General features: G+C 48.1%; 19 protein-coding genes and 1 other annotated feature (1 of these 20 running past the window's edge). Of the genes, 3 read left to right on the top strand and 16 right to left on the bottom strand.

The window, feature by feature from the left end; all coding sequences use genetic code 11:
• Window positions 1-250, top strand: a binding site (T-box leader); it begins 4 nt to the left of the window's first position.
• 197 nt (window positions 251-447) lie between these two features.
• Window positions 448-2,106, top strand: a complete 1,659-nt coding sequence (locus BUC22_RS18745) for a 2-isopropylmalate synthase (RefSeq protein WP_013382233.1) — start codon at window positions 448-450, stop codon at window positions 2,104-2,106.
• A 199-nt stretch (window positions 2,107-2,305) separates the two neighbouring features.
• Window positions 2,306-5,020, top strand: a complete 2,715-nt coding sequence (locus tag BUC22_RS18740; RefSeq protein ID WP_073383380.1) for a sensor domain-containing diguanylate cyclase — start codon at window positions 2,306-2,308, stop codon at window positions 5,018-5,020.
• A gap of 201 nt (window positions 5,021-5,221) precedes the next feature.
• Here the strand turns inward: BUC22_RS18740 and BUC22_RS18735 are convergent, their stop codons facing one another.
• The 5 genes from BUC22_RS18735 to BUC22_RS18715 all read right to left on the bottom strand — a co-directional run bounded on the left by BUC22_RS18735 (window position 5,222) and on the right by BUC22_RS18715 (window position 10,678).
• Window positions 5,222-5,551: a rhodanese-like domain-containing protein gene (locus tag BUC22_RS18735; protein WP_073383377.1), complete on the bottom strand. Its 330-nt coding sequence runs from the start codon at window positions 5,549-5,551 to the stop codon at window positions 5,222-5,224.
• Window positions 5,552-5,583: 32 nt separating this feature from the next.
• On the bottom strand, window positions 5,584-6,762 hold the full coding sequence (locus tag BUC22_RS18730) for an AI-2E family transporter (protein ID WP_073383374.1): 1,179 nt from the start codon (window positions 6,760-6,762) through the stop codon (window positions 5,584-5,586).
• A 158-nt stretch (window positions 6,763-6,920) separates the two neighbouring features.
• A complete protein-coding gene (gene typA / locus BUC22_RS18725; protein ID WP_073383372.1) occupies window positions 6,921-8,738 on the bottom strand; it encodes a translational GTPase TypA in 1,818 nt (605 codons plus the stop codon).
• A 232-nt stretch (window positions 8,739-8,970) separates the two neighbouring features.
• Window positions 8,971-9,390: a MarR family winged helix-turn-helix transcriptional regulator gene (locus BUC22_RS18720; protein ID WP_013382241.1), complete on the bottom strand. Its 420-nt coding sequence runs from the start codon at window positions 9,388-9,390 to the stop codon at window positions 8,971-8,973.
• Window positions 9,341-10,678, bottom strand: a complete 1,338-nt coding sequence (locus tag BUC22_RS18715; RefSeq protein WP_013382242.1) for a cytidylate kinase family protein — start codon at window positions 10,676-10,678, stop codon at window positions 9,341-9,343. Before BUC22_RS18715 ends, BUC22_RS18720 begins: the two co-directional genes overlap by 50 nt.
• 140 nt (window positions 10,679-10,818) lie before the next feature.
• On the opposite strand from BUC22_RS18715, the gene fliB reads away from it, so the two are divergent.
• On the top strand, window positions 10,819-11,967 hold the full coding sequence (fliB, locus tag BUC22_RS18710) for a flagellin lysine-N-methylase (protein WP_073383369.1): 1,149 nt from the start codon (window positions 10,819-10,821) through the stop codon (window positions 11,965-11,967).
• A 129-nt stretch (window positions 11,968-12,096) separates the two neighbouring features.
• Here the strand turns inward: fliB and BUC22_RS18705 are convergent, their stop codons facing one another.
• The 11 genes from BUC22_RS18705 to BUC22_RS18660 all read right to left on the bottom strand — a co-directional run bounded on the left by BUC22_RS18705 (window position 12,097) and on the right by BUC22_RS18660 (window position 22,891).
• On the bottom strand, window positions 12,097-13,239 hold the full coding sequence (locus BUC22_RS18705; RefSeq protein ID WP_013382244.1) for a class I SAM-dependent methyltransferase: 1,143 nt from the start codon (window positions 13,237-13,239) through the stop codon (window positions 12,097-12,099).
• Between the two features lie 68 nt (window positions 13,240-13,307).
• Window positions 13,308-13,520 carry a DUF2798 domain-containing protein gene (locus BUC22_RS18700; protein ID WP_013382245.1) on the bottom strand — a complete coding sequence of 71 codons (213 nt, stop codon included), beginning with the start codon at window positions 13,518-13,520 and terminating at the stop codon, window positions 13,308-13,310.
• 69 nt (window positions 13,521-13,589) lie between these two features.
• A complete protein-coding gene (locus BUC22_RS18695) occupies window positions 13,590-13,811 on the bottom strand; it encodes a hypothetical protein (RefSeq protein WP_073383366.1) in 222 nt (73 codons plus the stop codon).
• A 288-nt stretch (window positions 13,812-14,099) separates the two neighbouring features.
• Window positions 14,100-14,870, bottom strand: coding sequence for a DeoR/GlpR family DNA-binding transcription regulator (locus BUC22_RS18690; RefSeq protein ID WP_013382247.1), 771 nt, complete (start codon window positions 14,868-14,870; stop codon window positions 14,100-14,102).
• 335 nt (window positions 14,871-15,205) lie between these two features.
• Window positions 15,206-15,385 carry a class II fructose-bisphosphate aldolase gene (locus tag BUC22_RS18680; protein ID WP_013382248.1) on the bottom strand — a complete coding sequence of 60 codons (180 nt, stop codon included), beginning with the start codon at window positions 15,383-15,385 and terminating at the stop codon, window positions 15,206-15,208.
• A gap of 134 nt (window positions 15,386-15,519) precedes the next feature.
• A complete protein-coding gene (gene xylB / locus BUC22_RS18675; RefSeq protein ID WP_013382249.1) occupies window positions 15,520-17,076 on the bottom strand; it encodes a xylulokinase in 1,557 nt (518 codons plus the stop codon).
• Window positions 17,077-18,180: 1,104 nt separating this feature from the next.
• The gene (locus tag BUC22_RS22165) at window positions 18,181-18,339 is read right to left on the bottom strand and encodes a hypothetical protein (RefSeq protein ID WP_177190834.1); all 159 of its coding nucleotides are present in this window, start codon (window positions 18,337-18,339) and stop codon (window positions 18,181-18,183) included.
• 96 nt (window positions 18,340-18,435) lie between these two features.
• Entirely contained in the window at window positions 18,436-19,410 is a 975-nt protein-coding gene (bsh, locus tag BUC22_RS18670) for a choloylglycine hydrolase (protein WP_073383364.1), read from the bottom strand.
• Between the two features lie 415 nt (window positions 19,411-19,825).
• Window positions 19,826-19,972 carry a hypothetical protein gene (locus BUC22_RS21980; protein WP_159435643.1) on the bottom strand — a complete coding sequence of 49 codons (147 nt, stop codon included), beginning with the start codon at window positions 19,970-19,972 and terminating at the stop codon, window positions 19,826-19,828.
• Window positions 19,973-21,755: 1,783 nt separating this feature from the next.
• Complete coding sequence (locus BUC22_RS18665; protein WP_073383362.1) at window positions 21,756-22,769, bottom strand: GH25 family lysozyme; 1,014 nt, start codon at window positions 22,767-22,769, stop codon at window positions 21,756-21,758.
• Complete coding sequence (locus BUC22_RS18660) at window positions 22,769-22,891, bottom strand: phage holin family protein (protein ID WP_083591149.1); 123 nt, start codon at window positions 22,889-22,891, stop codon at window positions 22,769-22,771. The genes BUC22_RS18665 and BUC22_RS18660 overlap by 1 nt, the downstream gene beginning before the upstream one ends.
• Window positions 22,892-22,895: the final 4 nt, after the last annotated feature.

Raw genomic sequence — 22,895 nt, 5'->3', positions numbered from 1 at the left:
ACACATTGATGAGGAATAGTAAGATCCCCGGAACATCCAGAAAGCTGCTGGTTGATGCGAAGCAGTTGGGAAAGGTATCTGAACTGGCCTCGGAGTGGCACCCTGAAATCCACGAGAGTAGGCGGCGCCGGTTCCTGACCGTTACCCCAGGAGGATATAAGGCCGAGTGCGGTCCGTATCTGCCAACGAGGCAGCGTTATGCTGTAAAATTAGAGTGGTACCACGTAGGATAAAATCTTTCGTCTCTATATTCTTAAGTGAATATAGAGATTTTTTTGATGTTTTGTCCAAATTTTTTATAAAAAATTTGGCAGCGAGTAAGGAGCGTTAGCGGACGAGCGGCAACAAAACGAACGTCTTTTCATTCGATCATTCTCCTGACCAGCTTCAAAATGATTGAATGAAAAGATGATCCGATTAAAATCTGAAAAAGGAGAACTTACCATTATGATGAACCCCAAGAAATACAAACGCGGTTATTTTATGCCCCCGGTCGAATCCACTGACTGGGTGCACAAAGAGTATATTACCGAGGCGCCGATCTGGTGCTCTGTAGACCTGCGCGACGGCAACCAGGCACTCATTATTCCCATGAGCCTGGAGGAAAAAATCGAGTATTTCAAAACCCTGGTCGCTGTGGGCTTTAAGGAAATCGAAGTCGGCTTCCCGGCGGCCTCCGAAACGGAATATATCTTTTTGAGGACCCTGATCGAACAGGACCTGATCCCGGACGACGTCACCATCCAGGTGCTCACCCAGGCAAGAGAGCACATTATCCGCAAGACCTTCGCGGCCCTGGAGGGCTGTAAGAGATCCGTTGTCCACCTGTACAACTCCACCTCTGTGGCCCAGCGTGAGCAGGTCTTCCGCAAATCCAAGGAAGAGATCATCCAAATCGCTGTGGACGGCGCCGTCATGCTGAGGGATCTGGCGGCTGAGACCGAGGGAAACTTCCAGTTCCAGTATTCCCCCGAGAGCTTTACCGGCACCGAGGTCGATTTTGCCCTGGATATCTGCAACGCAGTGCTGGACGTATGGCAGCCCACCGCGGACAGCAAGGTCATCATCAACCTGCCCGTCACGGTATCCATGTCCATGCCCCATGTGTACGCCAGCCAGATCGAGTACATGTGCAAAAATCTAAAATTTCGGGAAAACGTCATTGTCTCCCTGCACCCCCACAACGACCGCGGCTGTGCGGTGGCCGATACCGAGCTGGGCCTCCTGGCCGGCGCGGACCGCATCGAGGGCACCCTCTTCGGCAACGGTGAGCGGACCGGGAACGTGGACATCATCACCCTGGCGCTGAACATGTACACCCACGGCGTGGACCCCAAGCTCCACTTTGACAACCTGCCCGAAATCACCGAGGTCTATGAGCGCACAACCCGGATGCATGTGTACGAACGCCAGCCCTACAGCGGCGCCCTCGTTTTTGCCGCCTTCTCCGGCTCCCATCAGGACGCCATCGCCAAGGGCATGCAGTGGCGCGAGGAAAAGCACTGTGACCAGTGGACCGTGCCTTACCTGCTCATTGACCCCACCGACCTTGGCCGCCGCTACGAAAAGGACGTGATCCGCATCAACAGCCAGTCCGGCAAGGGCGGCATCGGCTATGTCCTCGAACAGAAATACGGCTACGACCTGCCAAAGGGCATGCGCGAGGACCTGGGGTACACGGTCAAGGATGTCTCCGACCACAAGCACAAAGAGCTCTCCGCCGAGGAAGTCCGGGATATTTTCGAGAAAACCTATGTCAATATCCAGCACCCGGTCACTCTGCCCGAATACCATTTTGAACAGGTGAGCGAGCACATCAAGGCCACCATCACCATTGAGCGTGACGGCCAGAAAACCATGGTGTCTGCGGAAGGCAACGGCCGCTTCGACGCGGTCAGCAACGCCCTCAAGGATTACCTGGACACCCCCTACACCGATCTGATCTATAAAGAACACGCGCTGGAAGAGGGCTCCACCTCCCAGGCCGCTGCCTATGTGGGCATCACCATGCCCGATGGCCGCACTGTCTGGGGCGCCGGTATCCACAACGACATCATCGTCGCCTCGGTAACCGCCCTGGTATCCGCCATTAACCGCGCCCTTTAAGGGGAAATTTATTATTACTGAGAGCTGCCCGGATGGCAGCTCTTCTTTTTTCTTTTCGCTTGTGGTTTAGTTTTTTTAGCGGTATAATAACATCAATATACTGCTTTTGAAAACGCTGTCTGTGTTTTGGAGAGCTGTTTCCCCCATAAAGTGATTTTGAGGATAGTCACGATTATAATTCGTTAGAAGAGGTGTAAGGATGAGCATCGATCGCAAGACAAGGGCCTTTGTCAAGGAATTACAGCGGGCCTATTTTGAGATGAGGGATACCGAAAAAATTCTCTCGATGGCCACAGAGGATGTGCTTTGGTCCGGCCTGTATCACAGCAATATACATGAGAGCGGAGGGCTGGAGGCTGTTCTGGAAGCGGATTTCTCCCGCTTTCCCTATCCCTTTACCATTTTGGACGCATCTATCGAGACCCGCGCCCTGTCCGATACCCACTGTCTGGCAGACTGCCAGCTGCGTCTGCGCGCAGACACCCCCGGCCAGCCCACGCCCGAGGTTCAGCTCTCAGGCAGCCTGGTCTGCAGCCTGATTGACGGAGAACTGCGGCTCCGTCAGCTGCACATTGCCCGCATCGACAGCCGAGCCCATCTGCCCGCCCTCAGCCAGAACATACTCACGGCCTCCGACCCCCATATCCAGCGGTTCATTGAAAAAACCACCCGTGAGCTGGAGGCCCGGAGCCAGGATTTACAGCAGCTGACTGAAAATATCCCAGGCGGTATTTTCCGCTGCCTTTACGACGAAAAGCTGACCATTCTCCAGGTCAACGACGGCTTTCTGTCCATGTTCGGCTACACCCGTGCCGAGATCCGGGAGCGCTTTGACGACAGCTTCATGGCCATCATCGACCCCCGCGACCGCTCCTCCACGCTGCTGGAGGTCAAGCGCCAGCTGCGGCAGAAAAGCACCAAGCAGATCGAATACCGTGCCACGCGCAGCGACGGCAGCACGATTTGGATTCTAGACAAGGGGCAGCTCATCAAAAGCGAGAGCGGCCCGGATTCTTTCTACTGTATTCTCATCGATGACACAGCCGGAAAGGAGGCCCAGGAAAACCTGCGGCTGAGCCTGGAGCGCCACGAGATCATCATGGACCAGACCACCGACATTATCTTTGAGTGGGACATCCAAAAGGATACCTTTATCTTTTCCCACAACTGGCAGAAGAAATTCGGCTATGAGCCCATGACTGAAAACATCAGCACAGGCACCATCGCCCATTCGCATATTCTGGCCTCGGACATTCCGGCCTTTACCGGCATTCTCGAGGACATCCGGCAGGGCAGCCCCTATGTGGAAACCGAGGTGCGGATCAAAAAAGCCAACGCTCTGTATATCTGGTGCCGTATCCGCATCACCGCCCAGTACGACGAAAACTGTGAGCCTTTCAAGGCTGTGGGCGTGATTGTGGATATTGACAGTGAGAAGCGGCATTCCCAGGAGCTTATGCAGAAGGCCGAGCGCGACACTCTCACAAAGCTGTACAATAAAGGCACCACTGAGAGTATCATTGAGAAGCACTTGTCCCGCTGCCCGGAAAACAGCCTGTGCGCCCTGCTGATCATCGACATTGACGACTTTAAGAATGTCAACGATACCCGGGGGCATCTTTTCGGCGACGCTTTTCTGATGGAGATCGCCGGCAAAATCCAGACCCTGTTCCGGAGCGGCGACGTGGTGGGCCGCATCGGCGGCGACGAATTCATCGCCTTTATCCGCGATATTCCGGATATCCAGGTCGCTACTCAAAAGGCGCAGCAGGTCATCGAGAATTTCCATAGCCTCGATGTGTTTAATGAAGACGACGCCGAAACCTCCTGCAGCATCGGTATTGCCTGCTGCCCCGACCATGCCAAAGATTTCCACGAGCTGTACAAGCGCGCAGACTACGCCCTCTACCAAGCCAAGCGCCAGGGGAAAAACCAGTATGTGATCTTTGACCGGGAGCTGGAGGTCATGGCCCTCAAAAACGCTGCCATGGGCGTCTACAGCGCTGTGAACGAGCGCATCGACTCGGACAGCGAGGTGAGCTCGCAGGCGGTGAACAGCCAGCTGGTAGAGTATGTCTTCCGGATTTTGTACAAATCCATCGACATCGAAAGCGCCGTGCACTCCATCCTCGAGATTGTGGGGCGCCAGTTTGATGTCAGCCGCGTCTATATTTTTGAGAACAGCGAGGACGACACCCACTGCGCCAATACCTTTGAATGGTGCAATGACGGTGTGGCGCCGGAGATCCAGAACCTGAGCCATGTGTCCTACGCGACAGACCTGGGCGGCAGCTACCTTGACAATTTTGACGAGAACGGTATCTTCTACTGCCGGGACATCGCCAGCCTCCCGAAGGCTCAGTTCGAGGTTCTGGCACCCCAGGGCATCAAATCCATGCTCCAGTGCGCCATCCGGGATAACGGCTGCTTCAAGGGCTATGTGGGCTTTGACGAGTGCCGCAACAACCGCTTCTGGACCCAGGAACAGATTGCCGCCCTGTCCTTTATCTCAGAAATCCTGAGCACCTTCCTGCTGAAAAAGAGGGCTCAGGACCGGGTTGAGCAGTCCGCTGCCGCCATGAAAACCGTGCTTGACAACCAGAATTCCTGGATCTACGTCATCGAGCCCGGCACCTGCAGGCTTTTATACATCAACCAGAAAACAAAGGATCTGGTCCCATCCTCAGAGGTCGGTATGTACTGCTACGAGGCCTTTTTCGACCGGACCGAACCCTGCGCACGCTGCCCTGCCCGCAGTGTCGGGAGCGCCAGCAAAAACTGTACCATGGAGATCTACAACCCACTGCTGCGCGTGTGGTCCTCAGCCGACGCTTCTCTGATCACCTGGAAGAACCGCCCCGCCTGCCTGCTGTCCTGCCACGACATCACCCGCTACAAAGAAAATCAAACATAAAACAGAAGTTTCAAAACAAAAGCTCAAAAGCCTCAAAAGCCCCGTTCCCGGGGTTTTGAGGCTTTTGAGCCTGTACTATTAAATGATACTATTTTTTCACACTCCGATAAAAGCCATTAAAAAAGCGGCCTGAAGCCGCTCTGTCATTCAAAATGCGCAGTATTTTTCTCCTGTAATTTTCCATTGAAAAAGTCCGCACTTTCAGCCTTTTTTAAACCGCTCCCAATGTACCACGCCGCCCCGCAGCACCCGCAGGTCCGTAAAGCCCTCCTGCTCAAGCAGCTTCTGGGCTCTGGACGCCCGCATACCCGACCGGCACACCAGCACAATGGTCTTGTCCTTAAAGGGCGTGAGCATTTCCAGCTGTGAGGGCAGGAGCTTCAGCGGAATGTTGACTACACACTCCTGATCCTCAAATTCATTGTGAATTTCCATTTTGTCCCGAATATCCAACAAGACCGTGTTCCCGTCATTTTTTTCCAGTAAAGCTTCCAATTCGTCCGGTTCAATATTTTTTAGTTCCCGACTCATGTCATTCACTCCTTTATGTTTTCAATTTTAATTTATGAATCTTCCAAATCCTTAACCGTGATGGTCTCGTTCTGTTTGGCCGCCTGCTTTCTGGCAATCCGGGCATTGGTCAGGGTCCGCACCACTGAGTACAGCACTGCGAATCCCGGTATGCCCAGGATCATGCCCGTAAAGCCGAAGAAGCTACCGCCCAGCAGCATGCCGATCAGCACCCACAGGCCCGAGATCCCGACCGAGGTTCCCACCACCTTAGGGTAGATCACATTGCTCTCCACTTGCTGCAGACAGATGATATAAATGATAAAGATCAGGCAGTACACCGGATTGACCACCAGCAGAATCAGCCCGCTGGGCACAGCGCCCAGAAAGGCCCCGAAGATGGGAATAATGCTTGTCACCCCCACCAGCACGCCGATGAGCAGCGCATAGGGTACCCGCAGGATCGCCAGCCCGGCAGCGCACAGGGTTCCGAGGATAAAGGCCTCGGTAATCTGTCCGGCGATAAAGCCGTGGAAGGTCTGGTTGGCCGTATGGCCTACCTCATTGATGAACGCCCTGGTCTTATCCGGGATATAGGCGTACATGAGCTTATCCTTGAGCGCCAGCAGGCGTTCCTTGTCTGCCAGCATATAGACAGAAATGATAAAGCCCATGAGAAAATTGAACACGCCCTGGGTAATGCTGACCGTTGTGTTTACGATCTCAGGCATGGCCCCGATCAGGCTGCTGCTTATTTTGGGAAACAGGTCCTGCCACTGGCTTGAGATCTGGTTCCAGGCATCCTCAGGCAGGTGCAGCCATTCCAGAAGCTGGTTGACCCAGAGGTTAAAGCTGGCCACATAGCCTGGAAATTTGGTAATGAGCATCTCAACGCTTTTCTGGAGCTGGGGGATCACAAAGGTGACGACTCCGGTGATCAGAAGCCCGATAAAGATAAAGGTCAGCACAATGGCCGCGGCCCGCTTCCCCTTTTCCCGGAGCCTCCTGCCCCGTATCCGGTCCATGAATTTAAAGACATAGCGTTCGCAGAAGCTCATTGGGATATTGAGCACAAAGGCAATGGCGATCCCGATGAGGATCGGCATGGCAATATCCACCAGAATCCCCAGGCCATTCCAGATATACTTGATATTGACAAGGGCCATGAGCAGGCAGACAGCATACGTGATCAAAAGGATATAGTCCTTCAAATTTTTCTTCTTAAACACCATCTGCCGCTCCTTTCATTTTTCTTCTCTCTCTAGTATACCCACTTTGTATTAATTTTGTCTGAGAAAAACGGGCGGAAATACCGGCAGCGTCTCGGACTACAGCGCCTATACCCAAAAAGAACCCGTATCGTCGCGATACGGGTTCTCTCTTTTTTATATTAATTTCGTCGGTCTCTTCTTCTGTCAAGTTCGGATAAAATCTTCTTGCGGATACGGATATCCGTGGGGGTGATCTCAACCAGCTCATCATCATTGATGAATTCCAGAGCTTCTTCCAACGTAAAGATCTTAGGATCAATGAGTTTTAAGGCCTCATCCGCTCCCGAGGAACGGGTGTTGGTCAGCTTCTTGTTTTTGATGGGGTTAACCACCATGTCGTCGCTACGGTTGTTAATGCCAATGATCATCCCCTCGTAAACGGGGGTTCCCGCGCCCACCATCATGGTACCGCGGTCGCTCAGGTTAAACAGCGAGTAGGCCATGGTCTCTCCGGAAAAGCCGGAAATCAGCACGCCGTTCTGCCGCTGTGGAATCTCCCCAAAATAAGGCTCGAAGGAATCGAAACGGCGTACCAAAGTGCCCTCGCCGTGGGTGTCGTTGATAAATTCGCTCTGGTAGCCTAACAGGCCACGGGTCGGCACCAGGTATTCCAGCTTGGTCCATCCCTCCTCGGCGGCCATGCTCACCATGCTGCCCTTACGCACGTTCAGCTTGGAGATAACTGTTCCGGAGTACTCGTCCGGGACGTTAATGATCACGCTTTCCACAGGCTCCAGCTTGTGGCCCTTTTCATCGCGGTGCATGATCACCTCTGGCTTGGAAACCGCCACCTCATAGCCTTCACGGCGCATGTTTTCAAGCAGAATAGATAAGTGCAGTTCGCCCCTGCCCGATACACGGTAGCCCTCTGTGGTGCCCTCCAGCGGCTCAACGGTCATCCCGACATTGATCTCCAGCTCCTTCTCAAGGCGGGCCTTGATGTGGCGGGTGGTCACGAATTTACCGGTTTTTCCGGCAAAAGGAGAGGTGTTGACCAGGAAGTTCATGGACAGGGTCGGTTCCTCGATCTCGATGAGCTCCATGGGCTGTACCTGGTTCACTTCACCGATGGTTTCCCCGATCATAATGTCCGGAATCCCGGAGACCACGACGATGTCACCGGCCTTTGCCTCCTTGACCTCAACCCTCGAGAGGCCGCGGTATACAAAAATCTGTCCGATCTTTACCCGCTTAAAGCTGCCGTCACGCTTGGAGACCTCCAGGCTGTCCCCGGTGTGAATGGTTCCCTTGTCGATGCGGCCAATGCCCAGACGGCCGATATAATCGTCATAGCCAAGGGTGGATACCTGCATCTGCAGCGGTTCCAGGCTCATATCCTCTGGAATACCCACATGCTTTACAATGGTTTCAAACAGCGGGGTCAGGTCTGTGCTGTCGTCATCCATGTCATATTTGGCAATTCCCTGCTTGGCAACCCCGTAAAGAATCGGGAAGTCCAGCTGTTCGTCATTGGCCTTGAGCTCTACAAAGAGATCGAAAACCATATCGACCACTTCCTCGGCGCGCTGGTCCTTCTTGTCAATCTTGTTAATGAACAGAATCGGGCGCAGTCCCTGCTCCAGGGATTTGTTGAGGACAAAACGGGTCTGGGGCATAGGGCCTTCGCTGGAGTCCACCAGCAGAATAACCGTGTCAACCGTCTTTAAGATACGTTCAACCTCAGAGGAGAAGTCCGCATGGCCCGGGGTATCCACAATGTTGATCTTGATATTATCGTGCATGATGGAACAGTTTTTGGAATAGATGGTGATCCCACGCTCCCGTTCCAGGTCATTGCTGTCCATGATACAGTCAACCACTTCCTGGTTATCTCTGAAAACGCCGCTCTGGCTCAGCAGTGCGTCGACCAGGGTCGATTTACCCGCGTCAACGTGGGCGATAACCGCAATATTGATAATCGGTTGTTCTTCTTTCATATGTTTCCTGCTTTCTTAGTTTCTTTATATCCGGAGCCGGAAAGGCTCTTTTTGTACAGAATGCGCCGCCTTTACATTGGCGGTATAATCAGAAAAAGATACCCAGGGCCTCCCCCTGGATATCTTTTCAAAATTGCATTGATTGAAAATTAATCCGTCCTTTATTATACTTCAAAAACACCCTGAACACAAGGGTTTTTATGAAAAAAACTGAAAACTGAAATTTTGTTCTCTATTTTCCATTCAGGTTCTCATAGATCCTGCAGAAAACCGCCATAAACGCTTCGCGCTCCGTCTCCGGGATACCCTCAAAAGCCGCGCTCTCCAGGGCCGCGAAGGCCTCCTCGATCCGGGCAGCGTTTGCCCTGCCCTTCTCTGTCAGATAAACGTACAGGGACCGGCGGTTGCCGTTCTCTGTTCGTCTTTCAATGAGCCCTGCCGCCTCCATCCTCGGCAGCAGGCTGGTGACGGTCGCCGGCTCAATCTGGCATCCGGCGGCGATGTCTTTCTGGACACTGCCGTCGTTGCGGTTCAGGTACTCCAGCACCTTGGGCTGCCCGGAGGACAGGCCCGTTCCCTGCAGTGCTGCGTAGAGCCGCTTGTTAAAAAGGCTCTGGCTGACAAACAGCAGGTTGTGAAAGCTCTGATTCATTTTCTTTTCCTTTCCAGGCACGCCCGAAGGCGTCCTCAATCACCGCAGCAGCTCCCTCAATCCCAAAGACTGAGGTGTCTACCGACAGGCTGTAATTTCCGGCGGCGCCCCAGGCCTGGCCGGTAAAGTGCTTATAATGGCTGGACCGCTCCCGGTCCTTTTCTGCGATCCGCTGCCTGGCGGCAGTCTCGCCCAGGTTTTCCTTTTCCATAATCCGGCGAGTGCGGTCTTTTATATTCGCGCTGAGATAGACATGGAAGCAGTCCGGCCGGTCCCGGAGCACATAATCTGCGCAGCGCCCCATGATCACGCACGGGCCCTGGCAGGAAAGCTCACGGATAACCCGGCTCTGGGTCTCAAAGAGAGCGTCCAGCGGCGGCACCTCACCGGGAGCCATGGCGTAATTGGAGGCCACCAGGTCGTAGAGCAGGCTGTTGGTATAGCGCTGCTCCTCCCGCTCCACATACTGGTAGGTATAGCCGCCCTCGGCGGCAGTGCGGCTGCTGATCTCACGGTCATAAAAAGCCATCTTCAAATCGCCGGCCAGGCGTCTGCCCACCTCATTTCCGCCACAGCCATACTGCCGGCTGATGGTAATCACCGGGCAGCCGCAGGGCTTATCCGCCTCAGCGCCCTTGGACCGCACACCAAAGAGTCCGTCCCTCAGAAAGCCGAGACGCCTGCTGTAAAATTTGACAATGGTTCCCACGATCAGGGCCGAGATAAGCGTCCCTTCCCGGATACCCTGCAAACCGTGAAAAAAGACCAGCGACAGGATACAGGCTGTGGCCATCAGCGTAACGTCAAAGCCTACCTTGACCGACCCAAACTGCTTTTTAAAGGTCACTGCGATGGCGTTGACAATCCCCTCGCCCGGCACCAGAATCACATCCGCAAAGACCTCCAGCGTAATGCCAAAGGCCAGAATCGCGCAGCCGATCAGCAGAAAGACAAGCTTTATGACATAATTTACTGGGTTTAAGCCACCGAGCAGCAGCATACTGAAATCAATGAAATAGCTAAACACCACGTTAACCACAATCTGTAAAAGCTGGATCTTCTCAAACCTTCTGCGCAGCAGGGCGATCTCCAGAATAATAAAAATCATGTTGAGCACGAATGAAAACTCACCCAGAGTCGGCTCAAAACGCAGGCTCAGCACATAGGGAACGCTGGAAATGGGCGATGTCCCCAGACTGGCCTTTGTAATAAAGCTGATGCCAAAGGAGTTGATGAGAACCCCGATGGTAAAGACAATATAGCGTTTAATTTTTTCTTCTGCTGTCATCCTCCACACTCCTTTCAAACAATTAGAACTCTAATCATTATACTTCTAATCATTTAAAAGTCAAGACAGTCCAGACGTGTTTTTATTTTTAAACACAGCCTTGTTCTGCTATAATGGTGTCAAACCAAAAGGAGAATACCATGAATTTTCAAACACCCGAACCCTTCGATTCCTTCAGATGCCTGGCCGGGGACTGCCCGGATACCTGCTGCGCAGGCTGGGAGGTCGTCATCGACCCTAAATCCGAGCGGCTCTACCAGAAGGCAGAAGGCCCCATAGGCAAGCGTCTCCGTGATGCCATGACCCTGGATGGGGACGGCGACTGCATTTTCATCAATCGGAACGGACTCTGTCCCTTCCTTAACCCTGAAAATCTCTGCGACATTCATACCGCCCTGGGCGAGAATGCCCTGAGTGAGACCTGCCGCCTCTACCCCCGCTTTTATGCGGACTTCGGAGGCCTCCGAGAGGCAGGCCTATCCCTGTCCTGCCCAGAGGCCGCCCGACTCATTCTGTCCGATCCGGCTCCCATGCGCTTTGTGATGGCCCAGAACGACGAGTCTTCCGGTTACGATCCTGATCTCGATCCGCTGTTCTGTACGCGCATGCTCAGAGCCCGGCACCTTGGCCGTACACTGCTGCAGAACCGCCGTTTCACAATCTTTGAGCGCCTTGCCCTGCTGCTCCAGTTCGCTACCCGGCTCACTGCCCTCCTGTTTATCTCAGACGAAGCTGCCGAAAACAGTCTGTACACAGCATTTTCAGATGACCGGCAGCTCACCCGGACCTTGAGCGATCTCCGATCCAGCGTTCCGCCCGCAGAAGCTGAGGCGAGCGACACCCTCGACGCTCTTTTTAACCTCCTTATCCAGTGTGAGCACCGCCAGAGTGCTTTCACCAGGCAGCTGGAGCGCGCCCGTAAGCGCCTCAAGGCGCCGGACAGTCTTACTGCCGCCAGGGCCTTTAAGAGCGTCCACGCCCATTATTATGAGCATTTAAGCGTATACTACCTGTTCCGCTATTTCATGGACTGCGCCTGGTCCTGTGAGCCTCTTCTGCAAATCCAGCACATCGCCCTGGCCTGCCTCTCCGTCTACATCCTCTCCTTGAGTTTGTGGCTGGAAAAGGACCGGGCTTTATCCGACCAGGAGCACCAGGCTGTTTTCTGTTCCTACTCCCGCGAAATCGAACATTCTATCCCAAATCAGACCCTTCTGAGTGACCACCTGACCCTTGCCCCTGAGCTAAGCGCCCCGGCGCTGAGCCGTCTGCTGGTATGCTTTCCATAAACTTTTTACATTCCAGACCCATACTCAAAAGACTCAAAACACTTTACACTGGAGGTTTTGAGTCTTTTGAGCATACCTTTATAAATTCAATAATCTTTTGTACATAAAATCACAGTGCGTCAAAATGATTTAATATCCGAATTTAACAGTCTCTGCTTTTCTTCCAAAGGTTATGACCATACTGGGCAACTGCGTGTAAGCCAGATTCTCCCTGAGCATACGGACATTTTCGCCAGTCTTTTGCTGGTTCTGGCAAAATCCGACGGCTTCCTCCCGGTTCATTCCGTGGTTTATAAGATAATCGGTCCTTGCTTTCAAATCCGCTTCAGATAAGGGCTCATTCCATTCGTTTATTTCCAGCAAATCCTCAGACAATTTTTCGCCGCCCCTGGCGTCACCAAAGGCAAACTGGACATGGTCGTTCATACGGCTTTCAATATGGCTCAGGCCAATTTTTTTCATCATATGCGGCAGTCTTACCGCCACAGCATAATCCCGGCCCTGGTGCTCAAACTCTGTTTTCCAGACTTTTCGCAGGCCGTTTCTGCTGCACAGCGCGCCATAATCCAGCCGGTCAATATACAGGCTGTCACACTCTGTCTCCCGATTGGGCTCCATCGCAATGACAAGTCCACCATCCTGCGCTGCCTCCTTCATCTTTTTAAGAAAGGTAAAAGGCTGATCCACATGGCGCAGCACACACTGGCATATCACCAGATCATATTTTTCGATAAAGGGATATGTAATAAAATCACCGTGAATCCATTTCGCCGGGTAACCCAATTTTTTATAGATGTTTTCTGCTTCTGTGATGAGCTGTTCTGAAAGGTCAATGCCCGTGTAGGAGCTGCCCTCCGGCAGTAATGGCAGCATCTGCAGTCCCACAGCGCCATATCCGCATCCACAGTCCAGAACTCGCACCGGTGTTTTGATTTTCCAAACACGCTCGATCAAAAATTGAAAATAGTCCTTATTCCATAATCTGCTCCTCGTCCGTTTCAGATACTCCATTCGCTCACTCCAGTAGCCAGATAAGCCTGTTCCTGATGGCTCATAAGCATCATCCGGCAAAGATTTGAGCCCCAGCAGTTCGTCAACCGATACCTCAAAAAATGTCGCCAGCGCCGGCAGCAGCCCAATATCTGGAAGTGCTGCTCCCGTCTCCCATTTGCTCACAGACTGAGGGGTCACGCCAATTGCCCCGGCCAGCATTTTCTGGCTGATCCCCTTTTGTTTTCGCAGCGTGCCAATCCGCAGCTGTATCGCTTTCATTTTATCTCCCCCTTCAGCTTTATTCTAACACGAATACTGCATCAAATCGAGCAACGGTAAAGGGCCATTTATCCACGCAGCGGTTGTCTTACCCCTATGATTCCCAGCCTGCTTTTCAAGCTGCCTTTTAAAAATTGTCCGGAATAAGAACCGTACCAGCGGCCCGCAGAAAAAATCTGCCAGCAGAGGGCCATTGGAAAATTGATGACAATGGTCTCCAGCCAGACGGCCAGAAACTGTACACACGGGCGCTTGAAAATCAGGGTCGCCCAAAAGCTCATCACCGGACACATCACATCAGGCAGTCGGTCACCGCCGCCTGGACGCTAATGCCTTATCCTCGCCTGGCGTTACCATTTTAAAGGCGATTTTGGGGGCGATCCGCTCCATGAAAAAATACCCATCACAAAACAAACGGGCACCATGATCCGCATTTCTGAAAAGGCTGTAAAAAAGCCTGCATTGGTCATTCCTCCCATGCGCAGCCTCTTATTATAAAGTTCCATGGCCAGCACCATAAAAAGGGCCATTAAAACCGCATAAACGATCTCCTGTAATTTTGTCCTTGGCATCATATCACTCCTTATTTTCAGAAAAATAAAAAAAGCGAGCCGTGGTGTCAACTGGACTTATGTGACGTGCACTACTCGCTAATCTAGACTTTAATATAACACTTAGTTTTTAATTTTTCTAAAATGACCTGCCGCATTCTTTTTTAAATTTCCAGACCTATGCTCAAAAGACTCAAAACACTTCGCACTGGAGGTTTTGAGTCTTTTGAGCATAGATTTTATATAGCAAACAAAGATTTAGGGTAAAACTTCAAAATCAATGTTTCCCCGGCAAATGAAAACTATATTTTACTTAGTCTGTCCATACGTTGTATTCACCGTGTTAACGCACACGCCACTCTTCTTAAGATCATTCCTGATCTTATCTGGAATCTGGTCATCGGTGTAAAGGGCATGAATACTGGTACTGGGAAGAAGCGCCATAACACCGTGGTTTACAAATTTTTCCGATTCCGTCAGTACAATCGTCTTTTTAGCCTGGCCGGCCATGGTACGGATGGATTCAACACGCATAATGTCGCTGGCAGTAAAATACCCGTCTGGCGTAAAGCCATCAACACCTGTATAGAACTTATCCACATAGAAGTTCTTTGCCGCCTGCACCATGATGGGTCCTACCGTTACCATTGGTTCCATCTGTATTTCGCCGCCCAGCAAAATAACATGATTCCCCAAGGCTGGCCGTATGTGGTCTGCAATATAGATCGAGTTGGTAATAATCGTCACATCCTTTGAGGCCTTGACAATTTCCTCAGCTAAAAGAGTGCAGCAGGAGCCAGACTCAATCATAACGGTCTCACCATTTTTGATCTCCTTCACAGCTTCCTCTGCAATGGACAGCTTCTCCCTGTGGTGATAGGCAAGACGGTTTGTCACATCATTTTCACGATCCAGCTCTGCAATCCCCTGAAGCCGCCGAATAAGTTGCTTCGATTCTAACGCGTCTAGATCTTTCCGAATGGTAACCTGGGACACTCCCAGTATTTCCGCAAGCTTTGCCACCTCAACCCTGCCGTTTTCCGAAATAAGAGCAAGTATTTGAAACTGCCTTTCTGTCATTCCTGCACCTCCAAAGTTTCTATGCTTTTAAATAGAACTAATTAATAGCAATTACTAAAAAATGAACACTTTCTTAAATTTAACATTAATTAACATTTTTTACAACTGCAATCAAATAAATTTGAATTAATTATGATTTTTTTTCATGATATTGAAGGCTACTGGCCAGAATCAAATGTTTTATGGGCCTATTCGTCTATTACCATCACATGGCATTTTCTATCGCGCACCCGGTTGTGATCCCAGTCAATTAAAGTAGATATACCCCACATAACCAGTGAGCATGGTTCCATTTTCTACAATAAAGGTTTCACTTGCGCCAAATAAGAAGCCTCTTATATGGGCATCCCCGTTAGTGCAATAAAAGGAATCGACAGGGCTTCTGCCAAATTATGAGGGATCTCAAAATCCAGCTTTGTTGTTTCGGCACTCTTGTAAACACCGTAAGCGGTCCCAATGGACACCGCTAAAGAGTCAACAGCAGTCATTTCATAAAAGGCTTCCGCCAGAAGCATCCGAGCAGCCCTGACTCATATAGCCAATTTCTGTTTCCATTGTCATATTATGGGCATAGGCATAATTCACCAGGTCTCTGGTTTTGCGTACATGTTCGTCAAAATTTTATTGCTGACCTCTATAAAAAATGCTTTTATTCAGCCGAATGGTGATATTTGTCTACAATAATTGCATTCTGTTTGAAATTAGATTTCAGGGATGGATACAAATTCTTATAAATTTGATAGTATTCATTATAAAGAGCAACCTGCTTTACATTAGGCTCTGTCACAGAAGTTACCTTTAAAATAGCATCACATGCCTCTTGAATATTCTTGAAATAACCTGCTCCAACCGCACCTAAAATGGCAGCACCAGCTCCGGGTCCCTCTTCCATATTCATGGTAACAACACTGGCGTTATAAATATCTGCCTGCATCTGGCGCCAAAGTGGACTCTTAGCACCGCCGCCCGAGGCAACGACTTTTTTAACATCCAATCCACATTCGCGAAACAGCTCCACTGTATCGCGCAGGGAATAGGTCACACCCTCCATCACACTCCGGCAAATTTCCTGAATACCATGCCGTTGAGAAAGCCCAAACCACACTGCCCTTGCGTGCTCATCATTATTGGGGGTTTTGTCACCATTTAAGTATGGCAGAAAAATCAGCCCATCACTTCCTGCTGCTGCCCCCTGGGCCAGCCTTGTCATATAATCGTAGACATCACTTCCTGCTGCTGCCATGGCTGCTTTTTTATCTGGAAATATGTTATCCCTCAGCCACTTAAAGGAAGCCCCGCTGGTAAGCGCCAGCCCTAAAAAGCACCACTTATCCGGAACAGCATGTGCCATACTGAAAGTTCCGCACTCCTGGTCAATCATAAAGGGCTTGTCCACTGATCCGAATACTACGCCGGAGGTCCCAATGGATGAGCCGATGACACCATCGTTCACTATACCTGTTCCAACACCACATGCTGGCTGATCTCCCGCACCAGCTGCCACCGGAATGCCCGGGTTCAGGCCCCAGTCCTTTGCAACTTCAGTACGTAGCTGTCCAACAATTTCATAGGACTCAACCAAACGCTCTGGCAAAATTTCCTTTGGAATACCCGTTGCCTGAAGCATACGCTCGGACCAACAACGGTTCGGTACATCCATTAAAAATGTCAGGGATGCATCACTTACCTCGGTGGCAATCTCACCTGTCATTAAAAACCTTAGAAAGTCCTTTGTGAACATGACCTTTGCAGTCTTCTCATAATCTTGTGGACGGTGCTTTTTAATCCAGAGAATCTTTGGTGCCCAATAGCTGTTCAAACAATGATTCGAGGTGATTTCCAAAGCCTCCTGATCTGAAATAAGCTGTCTTATTTCCTCGACCTCCTCATTGGCTCTTTGATCAAGCCAGATCATACAGTTTCCAATGGGCTTTCCCTCCTTATCCACCATGACGTTCCCCTGCATCTGTCCTGAAAAACCAATACTGACAATCTCTTTTCCACAACCGCTACCTTCAACGGCTTCCCTCACTGCACCATCGCAGGCCCGCCACCAGTCCATTGGATCCTGTTCAGCCCAGCCAGGATTTTCACTGATTACATCACATTCCTGATAGCCAATACTTTTGAGTTCGCCATTTTCATCAACAATGACAGCCTTTACCCCACTTGTACCAGCGTCAATTCCTAAAAAACAATGCATCATTCTACCCCACTTTCTGTTGCCCCTGATTAATCATAAGGATTGTGCATGGATCTGCTTTTATTTTTTGCATTTTTCTACTGTAGTCCTTCTTTAAATATAATCTAAAATTTGATTTAATAAAAACTCCTTCAAAACTATATATTACTTTTAAAGCTACATTCCAACGCTTCCATTAGTTTTAATCTAAAACACAAATCAGATTCATACATAACTATTATTTCTTTCAAACGAAGGCAATAACCATTTTATTCATTATTATAGCATCTTTTATTGCTTTGTCAATTTATTTAACGCGAAACTTTAATGAACTTTTAAAACAAAAAAATTCTCATAAATATTTCTAAATATTTATGAGAATCATACACAAAAACCCGCTTTCTCAAAGTACCTATATTTCGCCGAATATTCCCATTTCAAAATGACTGTCGGCATAACGGTGTCAGTCACCTCTCAGGATGCTCTCCTTAAAACAACTTGTGTTCCAATCAGACTCCCTGCTTTTATTGCATTATTCACACTCTGGGACAGCTATAAACCTTCTGGGTTGTTAAGATGGCAAATTAAATCGCTGGCATACAGAACCCGATTCCAATCACAGTAACAGCTCACATGGATTTCTTGTGTTTTTGTCCCTGATCACATAGATGATATTTCGATTATTTTCGATGTCAACATCACTTCCAACGTTTAGTCCATATGCTCAAAAGACTCAAAACCTGTGAAAAATCAGGTTTTGAGTCTTTTGAGCATGCCCATAGAAAATCAAAATTAACCGGACACAAAAAAACCCCGGCATAGAATCCGGGGTTTTGTAATTTCGGTATAATTATCTCTTGGGTAATTACAAACAGCTAAAAACCGCTATTTTAAAGGATTCTGCTAAAAGATTGCTGGTTATTTTACAATAGTTTACAAAACGTTCCAGATTTATTTCCCAAAACATCACCCGTTTTTTATTCATAAATAGGTAGAAAACTTCATAAAGACCTCTATTTCTTAGACCTTCTTTGGCTATTTTTTACGACTTTAACGAACATCTTAAGTTAACGCAAAAAAAGCACGACAACATCCGTGCTCGATGAATCCCTATACTATTATAGTAGCTTAGCTGATGTGGTTTACTTTCTTCTTAAATTCCCGTACAACTTCCTCAACCGTCAACCCCTGGAGTCGATCCTGCGTTTGCTGGATAATGCCATTCACAACCCCATTCTTGTAGAACACATCCAAATAGTAACCTTTGTACTCTTGTGCGATTTTCATTATTATCCTCCATACAAGAAAACACCAAAACAATAAAAGCCCCCGATTCGACTAGGGGCTAAAATACACCATGAAAAATTTATGTTGATACGGTTTTTAGTTTTGTATTTTTATCTGTTGCTCTTTAATTAATGGATAAGAGACAATACTTTGACTGTCGAGGTTTTCATTATGCATGTCTACGCCTGTTATTTGGCTATTTTCGTAAGTTTTATAGTAATAGACTCCCTTATCAACATTGCAACAAGAGCTATAAATAGTTATTTCATACGTATCTTCAGCTAAACGAACACATCCGCGTTCTTGATTGACTGAACCAAGTATGTGAAAAAACTGACTAATGCTTTCAGATTCAGAAGTTCCAGAGACGGAATTTAGTTTAGTAAATACTGCTTTTACAAAACGAGAGGATGAAGAAAGGTCTCCAGGAATCCCAATCCCCCCCATACCACGGCTATAAACATCTAAAGCTATTGCACTTGAAAAACGATTTTCGGGTATTTCTCTGGTGGCATTCACATAATTATTTAGGTTGAAGATCTGAATATCAAAAGTTGGGTTATTGGTTAAAATTCCTACAGGGTTATCATATATTTTCATCCCTTCTTTTACAGATTCCACAGTTATCGATTCGTTCCGGTCCGATATCATCCAGTGCAAGGGTGAAAGCGGTAATTTTTCACTAAAATTGATATTGATAAGATTGATCCTACCAAGGAGTTCTTTTACCTCTTTAATGGTAGAGCACTGCCCTAAAATCCAGGGAATAAACTCGAATGGGGTTACATTATCTTTTCCCTCTGCTTCTTGTTTATAGTCCGCATTTTCTGGAAAATTCAATCCTGCCATGCTTAGTCCCTTTTCGTTGGTGGCATCATAATACAGCGGATAATTATCCACAACGAAGGCCGTACCAATCATAGCATAATGAGATTCCAGTGCTTTTACCTTTCTGAACTGAAACGGATAATTTCGTGGTGTTACTGTTACCGTTTCATTATAGGAGAATTCCAAATCAAGATTACGACCAAAATAATGATCTTTTGTTGTGTATGTCGCTGCCGTACACATTTTAGCACCTCCGTTTTATATGGATTTCAATTATACAATACCCAGAATCTTACTGTCTTAACCGCACATAAATTTAAAAAAACAAAAAACTCCCGATCCAAAAGACCGGGAACTCTAAAAAAGGAAAAGTTAATGGGGAGAGTAATTTGTATTTTAAAAAGTAAGAGGTATGTGTGTTCGTGATTATTTATACCCTCGCTGAGCGGATTTTAAACCATCAAAAAAACCGCCTTAACCAATTCGTTAAAGGCGATTTTTCATCCAATAGACATTGGATATCTCCGAATTGTTTTTCAAGCCAAATTGTGCTATAATCTCACTCACAGGGGCATCCGGCCCTTGTGGCACTGGCACGGTCAAATCCAGTCCCAGAAATGGGGTGAGGCTTATGGATAGTAACCAATTGATCTTGGTTTTAATCCTGATCGGGTTCATTCTGGAGCTCATTAAAAATGGAAAAGACCGCTAGCCCTTCCACAGAATAGCGGTCTACTCTCATGTTGTATTGGGGCGGACCGTTGCCGGTGTCCCTGTTTCTTTTTCTATTATACCACATTTCCATCAAAATTCCTTAAGTTTTAAGCTTTTCACAAAAACAAAAAAGGCCGCCCTTCAAAATGGAGGACGGCCAAAACGGAATAGAAATGAAAAAAGATTCCGTTTATCTCTTTATTTATGTAAAAAATACAACACAAACCTTTAAAACAGCTTAAAAGTATAAATAAATTATCCAAATAGCAGCACAAAGATCTGTTCCCCGACAATCTCATTCACGGTTAACCCGCTACTTTTTGGAAGTCTTTGTCCGCCTGAAACCGCTCAGCTCGCCGGCTCCTCCTCCGTTCCAGCCCCGTTGAAATATTATCTTATAAAGATCATCTCTATTTGCATTATAGACCTTTTGTTTTGCAACAAAAAACTCCTGATCCAAAGACCGGGAGTTTTCAAAAAAAGGAAAAGTTGAGATGAAAATTATCCTAATAGGAGGTAGATGATCTCAGAAAATATTTTACCCATTAAGAGACGTTTTAAACCATCAAAAAACCGCCTCGACCAATTAAAAAGAAAAAGTAACCGCTGTTTACTTATCTTTAGAATCCTTTTTAGTTAAAATAGTGGGGGCCGCTCACAGAGACTGACATTATTCCGACAAAAAGCTCTGTAACGCACCCACATATTCGCCCCCACTATCCTTTTTATTATACAAAAACATGAAAAAAATCTCAAGTATGCTCGGCAACACTTATAAGAAAATTATGATCAGAATTAGCAATACCTCAACTTCCTAAAATTTACACAAAATTCTTTCGTCCAACCAAACGATATCCTTCTTAATGACCGGACATGCCTGTTCCTCATCGATGTAAAAATACCCAAATAATATTCTTTATACTCTACTTATCTTTTTCATCTTTTATCCCTTGTATTTCTTTATACAGCAAAAAGCTCGCGAACCTTGAATCGCGAGCTTTTTGTAAGGAAAGTAAATAAAATGAAACTGAAGTGGATGTTTCTGTGTTTTGATGATTGTCAACTCTCAAAATATTAAAAGGGTACTGGATCCCTCTTCCTTTTCCCCTTTAGAGAGGGACCCAATAATCTGATGCAAAGATGTGAAGGAGACATCATTTTCTGTATAATACGTGATCTCCCTTAAATCTATCTTAAATCCCTAAAAATATTTTTAGTGCCTATAAACATATACTTAGAATCTCTATAACGAATGTTTCATCTTTTCTTTTTTATTCATTTTTATCGGGCTAACTTGAGTCTTTATCTAAAATGTTACAGCGTAACTTTTACAAGAATGATAAAACGTCTTTGAACCTCCGCTTCCAGACCACGATGCCTTTATCTTATAACGCAAACGCTTTAATCCCTCAAAACAAAACCCCTGGTTAAATCAATCCCAGGGGTTTTGCCTATGAAAAGAGGATATATGCTATGGAAGCCCGAATTCTCCTTCATTCAGGCTTATTAGGAGATTTTAAAAAATAGCACTCTACAAAACAACGGTGTCTCTTTACAGGTATTATACAATCATCACAAACGAATGCTCATCCTGTTTTAAAAAGCGTTCCAAACAAAAGGTTGCGTTGTTTTTTCATTCTCCAAACAAAAGGCTGTATTTGGGCGAACCATTGCCAATATCTTTTTTATATTACTCTACATTTCCACAAAATATCCCTAAGGTATAAGGTTTTTCTAAAGAAGAACATCCGCCCCAAAACAGCCGCCCCGAAAGGCAACATGAAAGGAAAAAAATAGAAAAGATAAAGATTATGTGTATCTTTATGCAAAGAGTACAACACAAACCTTTAAAACAGCTTAAAAGTATAAATGTATCATCCAAATAGCAGTGCAAAGGTCTGTTCTCCGACAATCCCATCCGCGATTAATCCGTTGCTGGCCTGGAAGTCTTTGACCGCCTGGAACAACTGTGGTCCTGGGATACTGTCGAACTCGCCATGATAGAAGCCCAGCTCCGCCAAACGTTTTTCGTAGGCCAGAATCTGATCTTCCGCCGGAGCCTGGGTCTGATCGCCAAAGAAACCGTCGACCGGGACCCCATAAGCACGCTGCCCGTTCATGACGCCAAGCTTTGTTTCTGGTCCATCAAGGTTGTCGATCGGGGCGCCGGGGTTATAGTTGCAGATATTCATCCAATACTGAATGGTATCCACGCCCCAGGGGGCGGTTCTTGGGCTGCTTGGGGTTGGCTGTGGCTGCGGCGTTACGCCGGTTCCACCGCCTGCGTAAGCGTCCCAGGCAGCATGATCGCCGTAAAAAACGTTCAGGTCTAACCGATCACCCCAGCCCGCTAAACGCCCACCGGAAGTGTATTGAAGCATCGCAGCATCGCTCCAATAATGGATCGGATACATGGGCGCTTCCGGCCAGTAGCCATCACAGCTGTCTTTACTGTAATAAGCCACCCATAAGCCATAATCCCCGGCCACGACCGCGCTCCAATCCCATTCATTCACAACGGAGCCGCTCATATAGATCATGGGTTTAATGCCGGTGCGGGCCTGTACTCTGTCCAGAAACGCCTTGGCATAGCCGGGGCCGCAGTTGACGGCATCGGTTTCCCAGTCCAAAACCAGAATCGCTTCTCCGATGTAGCCCTGGATATTATCAATAAAGAAATCCGCTTCGGCTACCCCGGAGCTGTTCCCGTCCGCGAAGTGGTACACGCCCAGCTTCTTTCCGGCCGCTTTGGCCTGCTGGTACGCCCGGTCACAGTCATCGTTGATGTAGTCAAGCCCCTGGGTTGCCTTAACGATCACAAAATCGGATGGCACCGATGCGGCGTCAATGCCTCTTTGCCATGCACTGATATCAATTCCGTTTAACATTATTCCTTACCTCCATTTTTATCTTCTGTTTCAGACTTCTTTTTTAAAATCTCAATGGCCTTTGTGATGGCTTCTGGAATCGGAACACCCATCAAGCCCATATTTTCCACAATGCTCAACATTTCA

It is taken from the genome of Eubacterium callanderi (assembly GCF_900142645.1).
GTDB lineage: Bacteria > Bacillota > Clostridia > Eubacteriales > Eubacteriaceae > Eubacterium > Eubacterium callanderi.
The sequence above is the reverse complement of the archived record's forward strand: the minus strand, read 5'-3'. Positions and strand labels throughout refer to the sequence as shown.

Excerpts from the sequence above, each read along its gene's own strand:
- fliB (WP_073383369.1), top strand. The coding sequence starts at position 10,819 with ATGAATTTTCAAACACCCGAACCCTTCGATTCCTTCAGATGCCTGGCC.
- BUC22_RS22165 (WP_177190834.1), bottom strand. The coding sequence starts at position 18,339 with ATGAAAATCGCACAAGAGTACAAAGGTTACTATTTGGATGTGTTCTAC.
- BUC22_RS18665 (WP_073383362.1), bottom strand. The coding sequence starts at position 22,769 with ATGTTAAACGGAATTGATATCAGTGCATGGCAAAGAGGCATTGACGCC.
- BUC22_RS18715 (WP_013382242.1), bottom strand. The coding sequence starts at position 10,678 with ATGACAGCAGAAGAAAAAATTAAACGCTATATTGTCTTTACCATCGGG.
- typA (WP_073383372.1), bottom strand. The coding sequence starts at position 8,738 with ATGAAAGAAGAACAACCGATTATCAATATTGCGGTTATCGCCCACGTT.
- BUC22_RS18745 (WP_013382233.1), top strand. The coding sequence starts at position 448 with ATGATGAACCCCAAGAAATACAAACGCGGTTATTTTATGCCCCCGGTC.
- BUC22_RS18695 (WP_073383366.1), bottom strand. The coding sequence starts at position 13,811 with ATGCCAAGGACAAAATTACAGGAGATCGTTTATGCGGTTTTAATGGCC.
- xylB (WP_013382249.1), bottom strand. The coding sequence starts at position 17,076 with ATGATGCATTGTTTTTTAGGAATTGACGCTGGTACAAGTGGGGTAAAG.
- BUC22_RS18720 (WP_013382241.1), bottom strand. The coding sequence starts at position 9,390 with ATGAATCAGAGCTTTCACAACCTGCTGTTTGTCAGCCAGAGCCTTTTT.
- BUC22_RS18700 (WP_013382245.1), bottom strand. The coding sequence starts at position 13,520 with ATGAGCTTTTGGGCGACCCTGATTTTCAAGCGCCCGTGTGTACAGTTT.
- BUC22_RS18730 (WP_073383374.1), bottom strand. The coding sequence starts at position 6,762 with ATGGTGTTTAAGAAGAAAAATTTGAAGGACTATATCCTTTTGATCACG.
- BUC22_RS18740 (WP_073383380.1), top strand. The coding sequence starts at position 2,306 with ATGAGCATCGATCGCAAGACAAGGGCCTTTGTCAAGGAATTACAGCGG.
- bsh (WP_073383364.1), bottom strand. The coding sequence starts at position 19,410 with ATGTGTACGGCAGCGACATACACAACAAAAGATCATTATTTTGGTCGT.
- BUC22_RS18680 (WP_013382248.1), bottom strand. The coding sequence starts at position 15,385 with ATGCTTCTGGCGGAAGCCTTTTATGAAATGACTGCTGTTGACTCTTTA.
- BUC22_RS18735 (WP_073383377.1), bottom strand. The coding sequence starts at position 5,551 with ATGAGTCGGGAACTAAAAAATATTGAACCGGACGAATTGGAAGCTTTA.
- BUC22_RS18705 (WP_013382244.1), bottom strand. The coding sequence starts at position 13,239 with ATGAAAGCGATACAGCTGCGGATTGGCACGCTGCGAAAACAAAAGGGG.
- BUC22_RS18690 (WP_013382247.1), bottom strand. The coding sequence starts at position 14,870 with ATGACAGAAAGGCAGTTTCAAATACTTGCTCTTATTTCGGAAAACGGC.
- BUC22_RS21980 (WP_159435643.1), bottom strand. The coding sequence starts at position 19,972 with ATGGAAATGTGGTATAATAGAAAAAGAAACAGGGACACCGGCAACGGT.
- BUC22_RS18660 (WP_083591149.1), bottom strand. The coding sequence starts at position 22,891 with ATGTTGAGCATTGTGGAAAATATGGGCTTGATGGGTGTTCCGATTCCA.